Source organism: Bacteroides sp. An322 (assembly GCF_002161765.1).
Lineage (GTDB): Bacteria > Bacteroidota > Bacteroidia > Bacteroidales > Bacteroidaceae > Phocaeicola > Phocaeicola merdavium.
In genome coordinates this window covers 1-15,553 of sequence record NZ_NFIN01000021.1, presented here as the reverse complement: position 1 = coordinate 15,553, position 15,553 = coordinate 1, and the positions used below count along the sequence as shown (strand labels likewise).

The 15,553-nt window shown below is 43.2% G+C and carries 14 protein-coding genes and 1 pseudogene; 10 read left to right on the top strand and 5 right to left on the bottom strand.

The annotated features are described in order from the left end of the window. The 10 genes and pseudogenes from B5F91_RS11105 (at position 1) to B5F91_RS11060 (ending at position 9,426) form a co-directional block, all read left to right on the top strand. Positions 1–1,554, top strand: coding sequence for an acyl-CoA carboxylase subunit beta (locus tag B5F91_RS11105; protein WP_087429158.1), 1,554 nt, complete (start codon positions 1–3; stop codon positions 1,552–1,554). Positions 1,555–1,578: 24 nt separating this feature from the next. After that, positions 1,579–2,508: an OadG family transporter subunit gene (locus B5F91_RS11100; protein ID WP_087429157.1), complete on the top strand. Its 930-nt coding sequence runs from the start codon at positions 1,579–1,581 to the stop codon at positions 2,506–2,508. A gap of 22 nt (positions 2,509–2,530) precedes the next feature. Beyond that, positions 2,531–2,959, top strand: coding sequence for a biotin/lipoyl-containing protein (locus B5F91_RS11095; RefSeq protein ID WP_087429199.1), 429 nt, complete (start codon positions 2,531–2,533; stop codon positions 2,957–2,959). A gap of 2 nt (positions 2,960–2,961) precedes the next feature. Continuing rightward, positions 2,962–4,122, top strand: coding sequence for a sodium ion-translocating decarboxylase subunit beta (locus B5F91_RS11090; RefSeq protein ID WP_087429156.1), 1,161 nt, complete (start codon positions 2,962–2,964; stop codon positions 4,120–4,122). Positions 4,123–4,418: 296 nt separating this feature from the next. Beyond that, the gene (locus B5F91_RS11085; RefSeq protein ID WP_087429155.1) at positions 4,419–4,670 is read left to right on the top strand and encodes a cyclomaltodextrinase C-terminal domain-containing protein; all 252 of its coding nucleotides are present in this window, start codon (positions 4,419–4,421) and stop codon (positions 4,668–4,670) included. Between the two features lie 185 nt (positions 4,671–4,855). Beyond that, positions 4,856–5,062: a sigma factor gene (locus tag B5F91_RS11080; RefSeq protein ID WP_239416409.1), complete on the top strand. Its 207-nt coding sequence runs from the start codon at positions 4,856–4,858 to the stop codon at positions 5,060–5,062. Beyond that, positions 5,052–6,425, top strand: coding sequence for an alpha-L-fucosidase (locus tag B5F91_RS11075; RefSeq protein WP_239416408.1), 1,374 nt, complete (start codon positions 5,052–5,054; stop codon positions 6,423–6,425). The genes B5F91_RS11080 and B5F91_RS11075 overlap by 11 nt, the downstream gene beginning before the upstream one ends. A 27-nt stretch (positions 6,426–6,452) precedes the next feature. Further along, positions 6,453–8,066: pseudogene (locus B5F91_RS11070) on the top strand (glycosyl hydrolase 115 family protein); the annotation flags it as partial. A gap of 12 nt (positions 8,067–8,078) precedes the next feature. Then, positions 8,079–8,951 carry a hypothetical protein gene (locus tag B5F91_RS15570; RefSeq protein WP_343210836.1) on the top strand — a complete coding sequence of 291 codons (873 nt, stop codon included), beginning with the start codon at positions 8,079–8,081 and terminating at the stop codon, positions 8,949–8,951. Continuing rightward, complete coding sequence (locus B5F91_RS11060) at positions 8,938–9,426, top strand: GNAT family N-acetyltransferase (protein ID WP_087429152.1); 489 nt, start codon at positions 8,938–8,940, stop codon at positions 9,424–9,426. The genes B5F91_RS15570 and B5F91_RS11060 overlap by 14 nt, the downstream gene beginning before the upstream one ends. Before the next feature lie 86 nt (positions 9,427–9,512). Here the strand turns inward: B5F91_RS11060 and B5F91_RS11055 are convergent, their stop codons facing one another. The 5 genes from B5F91_RS11055 to B5F91_RS11030 form a co-directional block, all read right to left on the bottom strand. Continuing rightward, positions 9,513–10,025 carry an ECF transporter S component gene (locus B5F91_RS11055; protein WP_087429151.1) on the bottom strand — a complete coding sequence of 171 codons (513 nt, stop codon included), beginning with the start codon at positions 10,023–10,025 and terminating at the stop codon, positions 9,513–9,515. 175 nt (positions 10,026–10,200) lie between these two features. Continuing rightward, positions 10,201–11,373 carry a MalY/PatB family protein gene (locus tag B5F91_RS11045; protein ID WP_087429149.1) on the bottom strand — a complete coding sequence of 391 codons (1,173 nt, stop codon included), beginning with the start codon at positions 11,371–11,373 and terminating at the stop codon, positions 10,201–10,203. A 423-nt stretch (positions 11,374–11,796) separates the two neighbouring features. Beyond that, positions 11,797–12,894: a DUF4932 domain-containing protein gene (locus tag B5F91_RS11040; RefSeq protein ID WP_087429148.1), complete on the bottom strand. Its 1,098-nt coding sequence runs from the start codon at positions 12,892–12,894 to the stop codon at positions 11,797–11,799. 14 nt (positions 12,895–12,908) lie between these two features. Continuing rightward, a complete protein-coding gene (locus tag B5F91_RS15280; RefSeq protein WP_162611707.1) occupies positions 12,909–14,174 on the bottom strand; it encodes a S41 family peptidase in 1,266 nt (421 codons plus the stop codon). Between the two features lie 422 nt (positions 14,175–14,596). Beyond that, positions 14,597–15,400, bottom strand: coding sequence for a hypothetical protein (locus B5F91_RS11030; RefSeq protein WP_087251737.1), 804 nt, complete (start codon positions 15,398–15,400; stop codon positions 14,597–14,599). Positions 15,401–15,553 lie beyond the last annotated feature (153 nt).

Sequence of the window (15,553 nt, the reverse complement as noted above, 5' to 3'; positions counted from 1 at the left end):
ATGAGTAACCAACTTGAAAAAGTAAAAGAACTGATTGAATTGCGTGCCAAAGCCCGCTTGGGAGGTGGAGAAAAAGCCATCGAGAAACAACACGCAAAAGGGAAATATACAGCACGCGAACGCATCTCCATGCTGCTCGATGAAGGCAGTTTCGAAGAAATGGATATGTTCGTGAAACACCGTTGCACCAATTTCGGTATGGAGAAGAAACAATATCTGGGCGACGGGGTCGTAACCGGATATGGAACCATTGAAGGAAGACTGGTTTATGTCTTTGCACAAGACTTTACTGTATCGGCTGGTTCTTTGTCGGAAACCATGTCGCAAAAGATATGCAAGGTGATGGATATGGCAATGCGGATGGGAGCACCCGTCATTGGGCTGAACGACTCGGGAGGAGCACGCATCCAGGAAGGCATCAACGCATTGGCTGGCTATGCCGAAATATTCCAGCGCAACATCTTGGCATCGGGCGTAATCCCGCAAATCTCCGGCATCTTCGGACCTTGTGCGGGAGGAGCCGTTTATTCTCCGGCACTGACCGACTTCACCTTGATGATGGAAGGCACTTCGTACATGTTCCTCACCGGGCCGAAAGTGGTAAAGACCGTGACCGGCGAAGACGTGACACAAGAAAACTTAGGAGGCGCAAGCGTGCACTCCACCCGCTCGGGAGTAACCCATTTCACGGCATCTACCGAAGAAGAAGGATTGGCGCTTATCCGCAAACTCTTGAGCTACATCCCTCAAAACAACCTCGAAGAACCACCTTATATAGATTGTACCGACCCGATAGACCGGTTGGAAGACTCGCTGAACGAAATTGTTCCCGACAGCCCGAACAAGCCTTACGATATGTATGAGGTAATCGGCGCTATCGTAGACAACGGCGAATTCCTGGAAGTGCAACAAGACTTTGCGAAGAACATCATCGTCGGTTTTGCCCGTTTCAACGGACAATCGGTAGGTATTGTAGCCAACCAGCCGAAATTCTTGGCGGGCGTACTCGACTGCAATTCTTCACGCAAAGGTGCCCGTTTCGTCCGTTTCTGCGATGCATTCAACATTCCTATCGTATCGTTGGTAGACGTTCCGGGATTCCTTCCGGGCACGGGACAAGAATACAACGCCGTTATCCTGCACGGAGCCAAATTACTTTATGCATACGGAGAAGCCACCGTACCTAAAGTGACCGTCACCTTGCGCAAATCCTACGGAGGTTCGCACATTGTGATGAGTTGCAAGCAATTGCGCGGTGATATGAACTACGCATGGCCTACCGCCGAAATCGCCGTAATGGGCGGTGCGGGAGCCGTAGAAGTGCTCTATGCCAAAGAAGCGAAAGAAGCCGAAGACCCGAAAGCGTTCATGGCTGAGAAGGAAGCCGAATATACCAAATTGTTCGCCAATCCGTATAATGCGGCGAAATACGGCTACATTGATGACGTGATTGAACCGCGCAACACCCGCTTCCGCATCATCCGCGCCCTGCAACAATTGCAGACCAAGAAACAAACCAATCCGGCAAAGAAGCACGGAAATATTCCTTTGTAATTAACCCCTTTAACGCGTTTAGTTATGAACAAATACATAGCCGGAATATTCTTCGCATCTGCTATGGCGGGCGCACTCAGCTCGTGCACCACACCGGAGACGGGCAGCAAAATCGTCATCAACGAAGTATTGGTGGATAACCAAAGCAACTTTCAGGACGATTACGGCGTACATAGCGGATGGGTGGAAATATTCAACACATCTTATAATAGTGTCAACTTGGCGGGATGCTACCTGAAAGTGAGCAGCGAGCCGGGCGACACCGTATCTTATTTCATTCCGAAAGGAGATGTACTGACCGCTATCAGCCCCCGCCAGCACGCCCTCTTCTGGGCAGACGGAGCGCCGCGCCGAGGCACCTTCCATACCAATTTCGTATTAAGCAAGACCAATGACAACTGGGTAGGACTGTACGATTCGGGACGGAAACTTTTAGACGAAGTGGTTGTGCCCGCCGGCATCCTGAAGACAGACCAATCGTATGCACGCATCAGCGACGGCTCGGACGAATGGGAAGTAAAGGATGATAGCGAGACCAAATACGTCACTCCAAGCACGAATAACCAGACATTGGAAGGAAATCCCAAAATGGATAAATTCGAGCTGCACGACTCGGCGGGCTTCGGCATGACCCTTACCGCCATGACCGTAGTGTTTACCGGACTTATCCTCTTATACATCTGCTTCCGCGTCATCGGCAAGATTGCCGTCAAGCTCCGCAAGCGTAATGCCATGAAGGTACATAACATCACCGACAAGCAAGAAGCCAAGGAACGGAGATTGGGCGAAGCGCCGGGCGATGTAATAGCCGCCATTGCCATGGCACTGCACGAGGCTCAGGGAAGCGACCACGATGTAGAAGAAACCATCCTCACCATCAGCCGCGTAAAGAGAAGCTACTCGCCATGGAGCTCGAAGATTTATACCCTGCGCGAAAATCCTCATAAGAAATAACCCTCTAACGTAATGAATGACCATGAAAGAATATAGATATAAAATCAACGGGAACTTATACAAAGTGACCGTAGGAGACATAGAAGACAACAACGTACACGTAGAAGTAAACGGTACGCCCTACACCGTAGAATTAGAGAAGCACGTAAGCCCGAAAATCAAGCCGGTTGTCCGTACCGCCGCGACCACTCCGGCCGCTCCTCCTCCGGCTATATCCCGCCCCACCGTATCACAAGGCAAGTCGGGCATCAAATCACCGCTGCCCGGAGTCATCCTCGACATCAAGGTGAAAGAAGGCGATACGGTGAAACGCGGACAGACCTTATTAATATTGGAAGCCATGAAAATGGAAAACGACATCAAGTCCGACCGCGACGGCAAAGTGACCGCTATCCAAGTGAGCAAAGGAGAATCTATTCTTGAAGGTACAGACCTTATAATCATCGAATAACTATGGGAGAATTTATCAATTTCTTACAGAGCAACCTGGCGGATTTCTGGACGTATACCGGCTTCTACAATGCGACTTACCAGCATTTCATCATGATAGCCGTCGGTATATTCTTCATTTATCTTGCCGTGGCAAAGGAATTCGAGCCGATGCTGCTGATTCCTATCGGATTCGGTATGCTGGTGGGCAACATTCCTTTTAATATGGAAGCCGGTCTGCAGGTCGGCATCTACGAACAGGGTTCGGTACTCAACATCTTATACCAAGGGGTGACGTCGGGCTGGTATCCGCCTCTCATCTTCCTCGGCATCGGAGCCATGACCGACTTCTCGGCATTGATTTCCAATCCGAAGCTGATGCTCATCGGCGCGGCAGCCCAGTTCGGTATCTTCGGTGCCTACATGATTGCACTCAAATGGGGATTCGACCCCATGCAGGCAGCCGCTATCGGCATCATCGGCGGTGCGGACGGTCCGACCGCTATCTTCCTTTCATCGAAATTGGCGCCTAACCTGATGGGAGCCATCGCCGTGTCCGCTTATTCGTACATGGCATTGGTGCCGGTTATCCAGCCGCCTATCATGCGTTTGCTGACCACCAAGAAAGAACGCCTCATCCGCATGAAAGCCCCGCGTGCCGTGTCGCATACCGAAAAGGTATTGTTCCCCATTATGGGTCTGTTGCTCACCTGCTTCTTAGTACCCTCAGGCTTACCTCTATTAGGAATGCTGTTCTTCGGTAATCTGTTAAAAGAAAGCGGCGTGACCCGCCGGTTGGCAGAGACAGCCCGTGGCCCGCTGATTGACACCATCACCATTTTGTTGGGACTGACCGTAGGCGCGTCTACCCAAGCTTCGGAATTCATCACATGGGATTCGTTGAAGATATTCGGCTTGGGTGCCTTGTCGTTCGTGATAGCCACCGCATCGGGCGTGCTCTTCGTGAAGATATTCAATCTCGTATTGAAGAAAGACAACAAGATCAACCCGCTTATCGGTAATGCAGGCGTATCTGCCGTGCCCGACTCTGCCCGCATCTCGCAAATCGTCGGTGCGGAATACGACCCGACCAACTACTTGCTGATGCATGCCATGGGTCCGAATGTAGCCGGAGTCATCGGTTCCGCCGTAGCCGCAGGTATCCTGTTAGGATTCTTGATTTGATATTTTATAAACGCAGAGACGCAAAAGCGCGGAGAATATATTTTTTAGAGAAAGCAAAAGACACGGAAGAGTTAAAAATTAGAACTTATTTAAAAATGCTCAATTTTTAATTCTTTGCGCTCTTTTGCTCTCTAAATAAAGACTTTGCGTTTTTGCGTCTCTGCGTTTATAAAACTAACATTTCTTGATTTATATCATAAAAACCGTATAAGGACTGCAATTTTAACCGTTTTCTTTCCGCTTGTTTAGAATGAAAGCCCTATTTTTGAAGCGCAAAACTAAAACTAAACAAGAAAATGTCAGAAAACAAAACTGTAAAGTATCACATTCCTGAGCAAGGAATCTACTTGTATGCCCGCACGAGTGATGGTAAAACAGAAATGATTGTCTTAAACAGCACTGACAAAGAACAAGTTCTGCCAAGCCAACACTACAACGCTCTAACTCAAGACTCTAAAGAAGGTACAATCATTACAACCGGCAAAAAGGTTAATTTCACTCAAAACCTGACTATTCCTGCCAACCGTTCTTTGATTATCGAGTTCTAAAGAGCGTTTCTGTATAACAAAAGATACAAGAACCACAGAGTTTACTAGTTTTATGCGAATCGGGAGTTGAATCAACAAGCCAATTCCTGATTCGCATAAATTTATTAAATCCATGCAATCTATTATGAAAAACACATTTTTTATTTGTACCTTTGTTCTCAAAACCGAATCTTATAGTTAAAACAATGAAAAACTCGTCGGACATATCGTTCACGTTTATTTATACCAGGTACTACAAACAGGCTTTCAGATTTGCAAAATCATACGTCCACGATGAAGCTGTGGCAGAGGATATTGCTTCTGAAGCATTGATAGCCTTGTGGGAAAAAGTGGAAATAACGTCCGTTGAAGAGATTACTCCCCTTTTGTTTACTATATGGAATGATGAATAAGTTAGCAATTAGTATTATATTTTTAATAGCAAGCATCTACGCTTCAGCCCAACCGGCTTGTCAGCGTAGTCTACAATGGTTTGCCGACAATAAGTTCGGTATGTTTATTCATTGGGGGCTTTATTCGGAAGCCGGAGGCGAATGGAATGGAAAAAAGACAAGAGGCGGAGAGCATTTTATGCTTTACGAGCGGATTCCGTTAAAAGAATACGCTAAACTTGCCGAGGAATTTAATCCCGTTGAATTTAATGCGGAGCAATGGGTCAGAACAGCTAAAGAAGGAGGAATGAAATACATCGTTATCACAACAAAGCACCACGAGGGATTTGCCATGTACGATTCTCAATGCAGTGATTACAATATCGTGGATGCAACTCCTTTTAAAAGAGACCCGATAAAAGAAATTGTAGATGCCTGCCGGAAAGAGAATTTGAAGATTGGTTTTTATTATTCTTTAGGACGTGACTGGGAAGATCCGGATGTCCCGACTAATTGGCCGCAAAAGGGAGGCAGAAGCAATACGTGGGATTATCCGGATGAAGACGGGAAATCATTGCCGGCTTATTTGAAGCGTAAAGCTATTCCACAAATCAAAGAATTGCTGACCAATTACGGGAAAATTGATTTCATGTGGTTTGATACTCCTGAACTGGTGACAAAAGAACAGAGTAAAACTATCAGAGAGTTGATTTACAAATTACAACCCGAATGTCTGATTAATGACAGAATAGGCAATGGGGAAGGTGATTTTAAAACGGTTGAACAGAAACTTACAGACAATACCAGTCATGAACCCTGGGAAGTAAATCTGACCATGGGACGGAATTGGGGATATAACCGTTATGATACCTTATATAAAAAACCAGATATGATTATACGCTATTTAACAGATGTAGTTAGCAAAGGAGGAAATATGTTATTAAATGTAGCTCCTAATGGTAAAGGAGCTTTCCCTATACAGACATTTCCGATTATAAAAGAGTTGCACGCTTTGATGCAAACGAATGGAGAAGCTATTTATGGAACGAGACCTTGGCGTATTTATGGAGAAAAAATAGACCCGAACCAGCCCGATGAAGAGATAAAGGCGGAATTTGACGATGCTGTATTTAACGGATTCCCCCAACAACGTACTCCAGACGTACGCTATACGAGTAAAGGGAACAAGGTATATATAATCGTCCGTCATGTGCAAGACAAAGTCTTTAAACTAAGAGCCTTTACAAAGTTGGATAAAATAAATACGGTAAAAAGTTTATCTGGAATACAAAATGTGAATTGGGAATTAGTTAAAGACGGGTTAATCATTCACACAGACAATTCGGCGGATTCATATCCTATTTACGTATTAGAAGTTTCATAAAAAAATACTTAAAAGAAAAAGTTAGTAATGTTATCAACTCTATTAATTCGTATATTCGTATCAAAATCAGTAACTATTATGAAACATCTATTCATCATTCTATTTCTCCTATGCGGATTATCCGCTTTCGCCCAGCCGAAAGTGAACGATAAGCCTGCGACATCAACAGATTTCCCTTTGTGTGCCAACGGAAAGCCGTGTGATATTTATATCAGTTCGGAAGACTTCGAAGTGGTAAAGAAAACGGCGGCTTTGTTTGCGGAAGACATCGCTCGTGTGACGGGTGTAAAGAGGCCGGTTTCGGTGAAAAATCCAACGGAAGGGAAAAACATCGTTGTGATTGGTACCTTAGGACATAATCGGTTTATCGATGAAATGGTCAAGCAGAAGAAGCTGGATGTGTCCGCTATCCGCCACGGTTGGGAGCAATATGTGCTGAAAACAATAAACCAGCCTACCGAAAATATTGACCGGGTCTTAATCATTGCCGGATGCGACCGGCGGGGAACGGCATACGGAACGTTTGCCTTATCGGAAGCAATGGGAATGTCTCCGCTTTATTGGTGGTCGGATGTCCCCGTAAAGCGTCATGACGCACTGTATGTGGAAGCCATTGATTATGCATCGAAGGCTCCCAGCATCAAATACCGGGGCATCTTTATCAACGATGAAGGTTGGGGCATCACGCCGTGGGCTTCGAAAACATTCGATAAGGAATTGGGAGATATCGGTCCGAAAACCTATGCCAAGGTATGCGAGTTGATACTCCGTATGCGGGGCAATATGCTGGCTCCTGCCATGCACCCCAGTTCGGGAGCGTTTAACAAGTATCCCGACAATAAATTGGTGGCAGATAGTTTTGCCATTGTCATGACTTCTTCGCATTGCGAGCCGTTGCTTTTCAATAATGTGACAGAATGGGATAAGGAGACAATGGGCGACTGGAATTACCTTACCAATAAGGACGGCATTAACAAGGTGCTCGATAAGCGTATTTCGGAGAACGGACCTTACGAAAACTTCTATACCCTTGCCATGCGGGGCATTCACGATGCGGGATTGGTGGGCGTACCCAAAGAACGTGAAGTGAGCCTGATAGAAGAGGTATTAACAGACCAACGGAATATCTTGTCGAAATACATTCCGCATCCTATCGACTCCATTCCGCAACAATTCGTGCCTTACAAAGAAGTACTAGACATTTACGAACGCGGGTTGAAGGTGCCCGATGACGTGACTTTGGTATGGGTAGATGATAATTACGGCTATATGAAACGTTTGAGCAATCCGCAAGAACAACAACGCAGCGGACGGGCGGGCGTTTATTACCACACTTCTTATCTGGGTGCTCCGCACGATTATCTTTGGATATGCACCACTCCCCCCGTGTTGATGTACGAAGAATTGAAGAAGGCTTACGATACAGGGGCAGACCGTTATTAGCTTTTGAATGTAGGCGACATCAAGCCGGCAGAGCTTGCTATCAAGACGTATTTTGACATGGCATGGGATATTGACAAATACGATATTCATTCCATCAACGGGCATCAGGCTTCATTCATGGCTGGATTGTTCGGCGATGCATATAACGCCCGTTTCCAACGGATGTTGGACGAATATTACCGGTTGGCATGGAGCCGTAAGCCGGAGTTCATGGGCTGGGAACGCGAATGGGATGCACCCGAATATACGGAATTAGCTTCTACCGATTATTCTTTCCAAAACTATAATGACGCGCTCCGCCGTTTAGACGATTATCAGCGTTTGTCCGACGAAGCGGTTCGCCTCTATAACGAACTCCCGGAAAATTATCGTCCGGCATTCTTCGAACTGATAGGCTATCAGGCTTTGGCTTCGTATCAGATGAACCGCAAGTTTTTAATGGCTCAATTGAACCGTGAACTGCTTGCCGAGGGAAAGGTTGAGCAAGCTAATTGGGCAGCCCGCCAATCAGAATTGGCATACGATAGTATTGCTTCACTGAATCATCGTTACAATACGCAACTCGATGGAAAATGGAACCACATGATGACACTGGCGCCGGGATGGGTTGCCAAATACCAGAACATGCCAGAGGTGACCTACACAAAAGGAAAAGGAGAAACACCGGTAGACTTGTCTCTCCGTCCCGAACAAGATAAGCTGGAACGCTGTACTTTGGTAGATTTGACACGTTATCACATTAAATCTGCTTCTGGGCATACCTTACGCTTGGTAAAAGGATTGGGTTACGATTGGAATATCCTCCAATTAGGTGAGGCTACAGAGTCATTGGCTGACCCGACTTCTCCTTCGGCTCCTCAAATCGAGTATGAATTGCCACAGATAGATGCAGATTCGGTAACCGTGCATGTTTATTCGTTGCCGGTATTCCCTATTTATAAAGGCAGGGGCACACGTTTCGGCATATCGATAGACGGGCAACCCGTGCAGGTGACGAATAATGTTCCGGTAGAATACTCCAAATCGTGGAAAGACCATGTGCATCAGAATATTACATTAATCTATAAATATGAACATACGTAAAGCTACACCAGTTGATTTAAACCGCCTCATGGAAATATTCGATGCGGCACGCCGTTTTATGGCAAAGACCGGAAATCCGAACCAGTGGATAAACGGTTATCCGCAACGTGAACTGATTGCGGACGAAATAAGCCGAGGGGATTGTTATGTTTGCGAAAACAAAGAAGGGAAAGCCATAGGGACATTCTGTTTCGTCCCCAGTCCCGACCCGAATTACGCACGTATCGAAAACGGAGCGTGGCTGAACGACGAACCTTATCATGTCATTCATCGGATTGCCTCAGACGGAAGCGAAAAAGGAATTTTTCAAGCATGTGTCAACTGGTGTGCTTTACATGATTCGAATCTGCGGGCAGACACTCATGCCGATAATAAAGTGATGCAACACCTGTTGGAGAAGAACGGCTTTACCCCTTGCGGCATCATCTACGTAGCCAACGGCACACCGCGCATTGCTTACCAACGAGTGATTTAATTTTTCACCACAGAGTACACAGAGGCACACAGAGTTTTTATAATTATCCTCCGTGTGCCTCTGTGTACTCTGTGGTGAAAACAAAATTACTTCTGAATCAGGTAACGGATGAAGGCATAGCCGCCGAATATTTGGAGCAACATGCCGGGGATGCCCATACGGAAATCCTGAACGGCTGCATGGAAGCTATCGGCAAAGAATGCCCATTCGCCCAAAGTACCGACGCATTGATAAAATAACACGACAGCCAACAGAGCCAATACCGATACCTTTTGGAAACGATGAGCCACGAACCCGGCACCAGCAGCCAGCAGGACGGACTTCAACAAGATAACCGGAAGCACCTCCGGAGCAGGCATGCCGAACAATGCCGAATTTATCAACGGAGAAGCGATAGCGGTAAGCAAACCAACCTTCCAACCGTACTTGTAAGCGCCTACCAGGGTGAAGAAATAAATGGGAAGCCACGTCATCCCGCCTTGGGGAATCAAATGGAACAATTGAGGCAAAGCAATATTGCCAATCACGAACAACAAAGCCGCTCCGTAGGTTTTCACATTGGAGTACGGCAATGAATAAAGTTTTACAGCTGATTCCATAATACTATCTTATTTAATTATTAATGTTCATTTATGAATATTCGCAAACAGCCATGTAGGGGCGTATTGCATACGCCCGAATACACACACTTATCCATGCGGATGTTTTCAGGGCGTATGCGATACGCCCCTACAACTAATTTGGGAAAATGCGGACATTCATTTTTAGAAGGAGTTAACTTCTTCTTCCATTCACAAACCGGAGGAAGCGGTTCAATCCTTCCTCTACATTCTTTCGCGGGCAAGCTAAGTTCCAGCGCATAAAGCCTTCACCTTCCGCGCCGTACATCGTTCCGGCATTCAGCCACAACTTAGCCTTACCGACCAGTTCTTCTTCCAGTTCTTCCGACTTCATGCCAAGCGCCGAGCAATCCATCCATGCCAGATAAGTCCCTTCCAGCTTTATCAAAGGGAACTCGGGAAGATGTTCCTTGCAAAACGCTTGCATGTAGCGATAGTTCCCGGCAATGTATGCGTTCAATTGCTTCAGCCATTCGCTGCCCTCCTCGCTATAAGCGGCAATTAAAGCCTCGACGCCGAAAGGATTCACGTCGCACACCTCGTTGACATTGATAGCACGGTCTATCTTCTTCCGAATCTCTTCATCGGCGGTCACGATGTTCGCTATCTGAAGCCCGGCGATATTGAACGCCTTGCTGGGAGAAATGCATACGGACGAATGTTTCACGTATTCCCCGCCCAACGAAGCGAAAGGCGTATAGGCATATCCGGGCTGTATCAGCTCGCAATGGATTTCATCGGATATGATGAACACACCGTGGCGGATGCAAATGTCTCCCATCCGGCGTAATTCTTCGGGAGTCCATACACGCCCTGCCGGATTATGAGGATTGCAGAGCAAGAACACTTTCGCCTTCGGACTGGAAGCCTTTGCCTCTAAATCGTCGAAATCAACCGCATACGTATCGTCCTTACGCACCAACGGGCTGGACACAATTTCACATCCGTTGTTCCGGATGGAAGAAAAGAAGCAGTTATACACCGGAGTCTGCACAATCACCTGATCGCCCGGCTGGGTCATCGCCTTGATGATAGCCGATACGGCAGGGACCACCCCAATGGTATAAATAATCCATTCGCGGTTCATCGTCCAGCCGTGCCGGGCAGAGAACCAGTTGACAATAGCTTCATAATAAGCATCGGGCACTTTGGTATAACCGAATATGCCGTGTGCCACTCTTCGTTGCAAAGTCTCTACAATGGCAGGCAAGGTACGGAAATCCATATCTGCCACCCACATCGGGAGCACGTCCGCATCTGCCGCTGAATCCCATTTATACGAACGGGTGCCACGGCGGGGCACTATTTCATCAAAATTATAATCCATGTCTTTCTATCGTTTTTTTACGGTCACAAAGATAAAAAGTTACATTCATATCTGTATGACCTGAATCCCGATAATCCTACCCATTTTACAGAAATTTATCATTCGGTCAAGCGAATGGCAATAGAACCATTCAAGTTTAAGCTTTCATCCGAACGTTATGTATCATATTCCTTGTTTCACATATGCAAAAAAATTTCTAATTCCATGATTTTTTATCAGACAGCAAAATTAAAAGATGTCGAAGATTGTCCCTATTTCGTTTCATGCAGTGTTTCAATTCCACTATGGTACGATTAAAAGTCTTTGAAGGCAAGCAACGGCGTAGGCTTCAACTATTTCAATTCCACTATGGTACGATTAAAAGATTTGGATATCGCCCAGATGTCTAATGATTATAACAATTTCAATTCCACTATGGTACGATTATTTCAAAACATCAAATCTTTTATTTTCCATTTTATTATATTCAGTGAAGAAGTCTATTACATTCGGATAGAAATTCTCAAAATTTCCATACTTAAATTGTTTCTTTTCGTATTTTCTCAGTAGGGTAACCAGTTCGGGCATCCATCTAAAATTACGCTGTACCTGTTCCAACAGTTCATTTCTTATTTCTTCAGGTTTGTACTCTTTGTCCAGCATATAACAGATAACAGCCGCACGGACAAGTGATTCGTTTATGACGGTTTTCCAATTACCATACGCCTGTTTCGCCATACTCCAACGAGAGGACATGAATAAGTCTGTGGCAGTCGGTTCCAGTTCTTTTGCAAAATCAGGATATTTATTTTCATCCAGATAATGATTGATGAAAGAATGGTTAAACTCATGTATTAAAGTAGGGAGATATTCTTTGTTGTACGTAGGTGTATCTTCTTCATCCACGTAATAACCAACAATGGCAAATACTTCCTTCATTTTGCCTGTTAGCTGTCTGTTTACGCCATAGTTACCACCGCCATTACAGAATCCGATTATTACAGAGAAAGTTTCCTGAGGTTCGTTACCATAGAAATCGGCATACCAGTCTATATCAAAATGTTTAATGACATTATCCTGATAAGATTTAAGTCCTCTATCATAAAGGTCTTTATGGGCTTTGAAAAATTCATTGAAGTTTGTGTCCTTATAAAAGCTGTTGAGATAAGACAAAAACTCATCCTTATCCACATTCTTCCATCTTTTTTCTAAGGAAGGAATATCTTTTTGGCACAAAGATAAAGTACCGTTCCGGTTGTCCAGATGTATTGCCATTGACATGACAGCATCGAAGGAGATTCCATACTTGCTTCTAAGTCCTTTCATATACTGAACTGCCGGATGATCTGTATTATCCTTAAAATAGCTGTCCATGTCCTTTATGTATTGTCCTGCCATATCCATGTGGTATTCAGGGAAACCTGCCATACGGGACAAGATACTCATAAGTTCTACATTTTCATTGACCTGTGGAATAATAGATTGTGCCTTTGCACAAAGACATGCTATGAACAAGGCGAAAATTAAAATAATCTTTTTCATTTTATCAATTGTTTTTACTCATAAAACTTAGAGAAACTGATATAATAATCTATCTTGGAATTTGGCAATGTAAAATGCAGATAATTACCGAAATATACATCAGGGCATCCTGTTTCTCCTTTCACTCTCGCGATACCTAACCTCTTCATCGTATGGGCCAAAGTGGATGCACCAGAGTAAGTCTTGTTATTCACAAGAATAGTTGTTTTACCATGATATAGATTAGCTTCTTTCAAATTACTCTTGACGGGAGTAGCTTCTATAACAAAAAGTCCTCCATCCGGCAAATTGCAGATTTGACTGTATATTTCCGGATGCCTGTCTTTATTATAGGCTTTGGAATATGCACTGACCTTCAACTGACTCTTAGAATATAGCGAATAGTCCGGATGTGGAAAATAGGAAATAAGCCTATCCACACACTTGCTTGAACCCCCTGTGTTATTTCGTAAGTCAATAATTATATCCTTTATTTTTCTCCGGTTTATTTCCTTAAAGACTGAATCACAAAATACCTTTAGTTCAGTTTCCTGAAATACATTGCGAATGGTGAGAGTTGCCTTTGTGAAATCGGAAGAGAAACAACAACTGAAACTTTCAGGCTTTTTCTGGGATTGTCTTTCTTTGATGACCTTTATAGCCACACTTTGCGGAACTCCTTCCAAACGTATCTCTTCCATTTTATCACCACGTTTTATCGTAAACTCATACGACTCGCCCCATCTGTACATGTACCACAACAATGGAGACCAATAGGCGTTTACACTGCCTTCCTTAATGCCATTACCTTTCTCCGAACCCCAAAGGCTATACATCCGTCCAAGTATATCTTTTGAATGGATTCCGTTAATTCCGAGAATCGTATCACCTTCACAAACCATGGAATTATCAATCACCGGATAATCTACAATAAAGAAATCTCCGGATACTTTTATTCTCAATGGCATTGTCTTGCCATCTTTCTTTGCAATCGCTATCAGGTCGTTGGTAATAGGCGGCAGCATCATACTATGACCATCCTTTATATTAGCCATAAAAGGGGCTATTTTCAGATAGAAGTCGGATATGCTGATAGAATCAGTCATGGAGGACTTAATCTTGATTTTGTTGTTTTCATACTCTTCTCTTGACTGATAGAGATAAAGGTCGGGGTGTACATATTCTAATTTTGTACATAAAGTGTCAAAATCGGCCATTTGCTGGGCAGGACTTAATTTTTGCCCAAAAGAAACACTACAAAACAAAAGAAGTGAGCAATTTATTATAATTCTTTTATTCATTCTATGATTTGTTTGGTTGATACTAATTTTAACTTGCTAATATTATAATAGTCTACCCTTAAAAATCACTTTATAGGTTGATATTCAATCAATTTTATCCCACGGATGCGAAGCTGCATAACTGGTAGAGGTCATATACCTCCTGGTAGTTTACTTTTTCTTTTGCCATAATCATTGTTGTTAAAGGTTACGGCGCAAAGATAGGTTAGGCTATGATGTGTGTCAAGGCGGAAAATAGAATGCTTACAAGATAAATCAAGGAAGCGCATGTACGGCATCTTCCTTACTGCATATTGTATGTGTCTCGAGGTCGAACCATAGGATGCAAACTCACCGATTTTTGATTCGATAGTTTGGTTACCTATATAAATATGCTTGGTGTAGCGTTCAAATAGTCAACCTTTTTAAAGTTAAGACAATCTTTAATTTCTAGGAGGAAGGCGTATTGGTAACATTTTATTTTGTTGTTTATTATCTTTTATACTTCTTACAATTTCGTATAATATACCTCCAATATCAATTCCTAAATCAAACTTTTCAAATTTATAATAAGGTATGAAAATTGGAACTGTTTTCCAACCATTCTGAGCATCGTAATATCTTTGTACTCCAACTTCTATACCGACTCGCTCTGAAAATTCATAACCTATTGTAGTACCATAATATGAATTATTAAAATTGTATATATTGTTAGGAGTATAACAACCAAAAATACTGATGTGTAGTTTTTCTGTAGGTAAATATGTAGCAGATCCCAATAGGCCAAAAGATTGTCCGCTTTGTTTTAAGTTGGGTAAATGGTATTTTATAGCATTAATTCCTATCTTAATATCAAAATACGAATTAAAATTTTTCTGATATATTAATGATGCTTGATTAATAATGCCAATACCAGGAAGTGTATTTTGAGAACTTTGACCATACATGTAAGATGCAATTTTTCCCCATCTATTATAATCATAGAAAAAAGTATTGGAATGATTTATGAAATTTGGAAAGGCATCATACTTATAGCATTTCATATCAAATATTTTATTCATGTATGTATTCTTTCTTATTCCAAAATCTGTATGATTATTATAATGAATTAGGGAAATAGGACGTTTATAATAATTTTCAAAATAGTGAACATTATTATTTATCCTTAATTTAATAATACTATCATTTTGTGAATAGATATTTAATGTAAGTAAACATAAAATCAGTAATGTGATATTTTTATACATGTCACGATTGTTTTAATTTATGTGTCTAAAAATGTATTCTTTTATAAGAAACTGTTTTGAATTGATTCAAGAATAATGTTATAAGCATCTTCAGATCTCAAATCAGTCGGTCAATTGGAAAAATGTTATATCTTTAAAGGTACCAAACAATAA

Excerpts from the sequence above, each read along its gene's own strand:
- B5F91_RS11090 (WP_087429156.1), top strand. The coding sequence starts at position 2,962 with ATGGGAGAATTTATCAATTTCTTACAGAGCAACCTGGCGGATTTCTGG.
- B5F91_RS11095 (WP_087429199.1), top strand. The coding sequence starts at position 2,531 with ATGAAAGAATATAGATATAAAATCAACGGGAACTTATACAAAGTGACC.
- B5F91_RS11055 (WP_087429151.1), bottom strand. The coding sequence starts at position 10,025 with ATGGAATCAGCTGTAAAACTTTATTCATTGCCGTACTCCAATGTGAAA.
- B5F91_RS11030 (WP_087251737.1), bottom strand. The coding sequence starts at position 15,400 with ATGTATAAAAATATCACATTACTGATTTTATGTTTACTTACATTAAAT.
- B5F91_RS11060 (WP_087429152.1), top strand. The coding sequence starts at position 8,938 with ATGAACATACGTAAAGCTACACCAGTTGATTTAAACCGCCTCATGGAA.
- B5F91_RS11100 (WP_087429157.1), top strand. The coding sequence starts at position 1,579 with ATGAACAAATACATAGCCGGAATATTCTTCGCATCTGCTATGGCGGGC.
- B5F91_RS11040 (WP_087429148.1), bottom strand. The coding sequence starts at position 12,894 with ATGAAAAAGATTATTTTAATTTTCGCCTTGTTCATAGCATGTCTTTGT.
- B5F91_RS15570 (WP_343210836.1), top strand. The coding sequence starts at position 8,079 with ATGGGCTGGGAACGCGAATGGGATGCACCCGAATATACGGAATTAGCT.
- B5F91_RS11105 (WP_087429158.1), top strand. The coding sequence starts at position 1 with ATGAGTAACCAACTTGAAAAAGTAAAAGAACTGATTGAATTGCGTGCC.
- B5F91_RS11085 (WP_087429155.1), top strand. The coding sequence starts at position 4,419 with ATGTCAGAAAACAAAACTGTAAAGTATCACATTCCTGAGCAAGGAATC.
- B5F91_RS11080 (WP_239416409.1), top strand. The coding sequence starts at position 4,856 with ATGAAAAACTCGTCGGACATATCGTTCACGTTTATTTATACCAGGTAC.
- B5F91_RS15280 (WP_162611707.1), bottom strand. The coding sequence starts at position 14,174 with ATGAATAAAAGAATTATAATAAATTGCTCACTTCTTTTGTTTTGTAGT.
- B5F91_RS11045 (WP_087429149.1), bottom strand. The coding sequence starts at position 11,373 with ATGGATTATAATTTTGATGAAATAGTGCCCCGCCGTGGCACCCGTTCG.
- B5F91_RS11075 (WP_239416408.1), top strand. The coding sequence starts at position 5,052 with ATGATGAATAAGTTAGCAATTAGTATTATATTTTTAATAGCAAGCATC.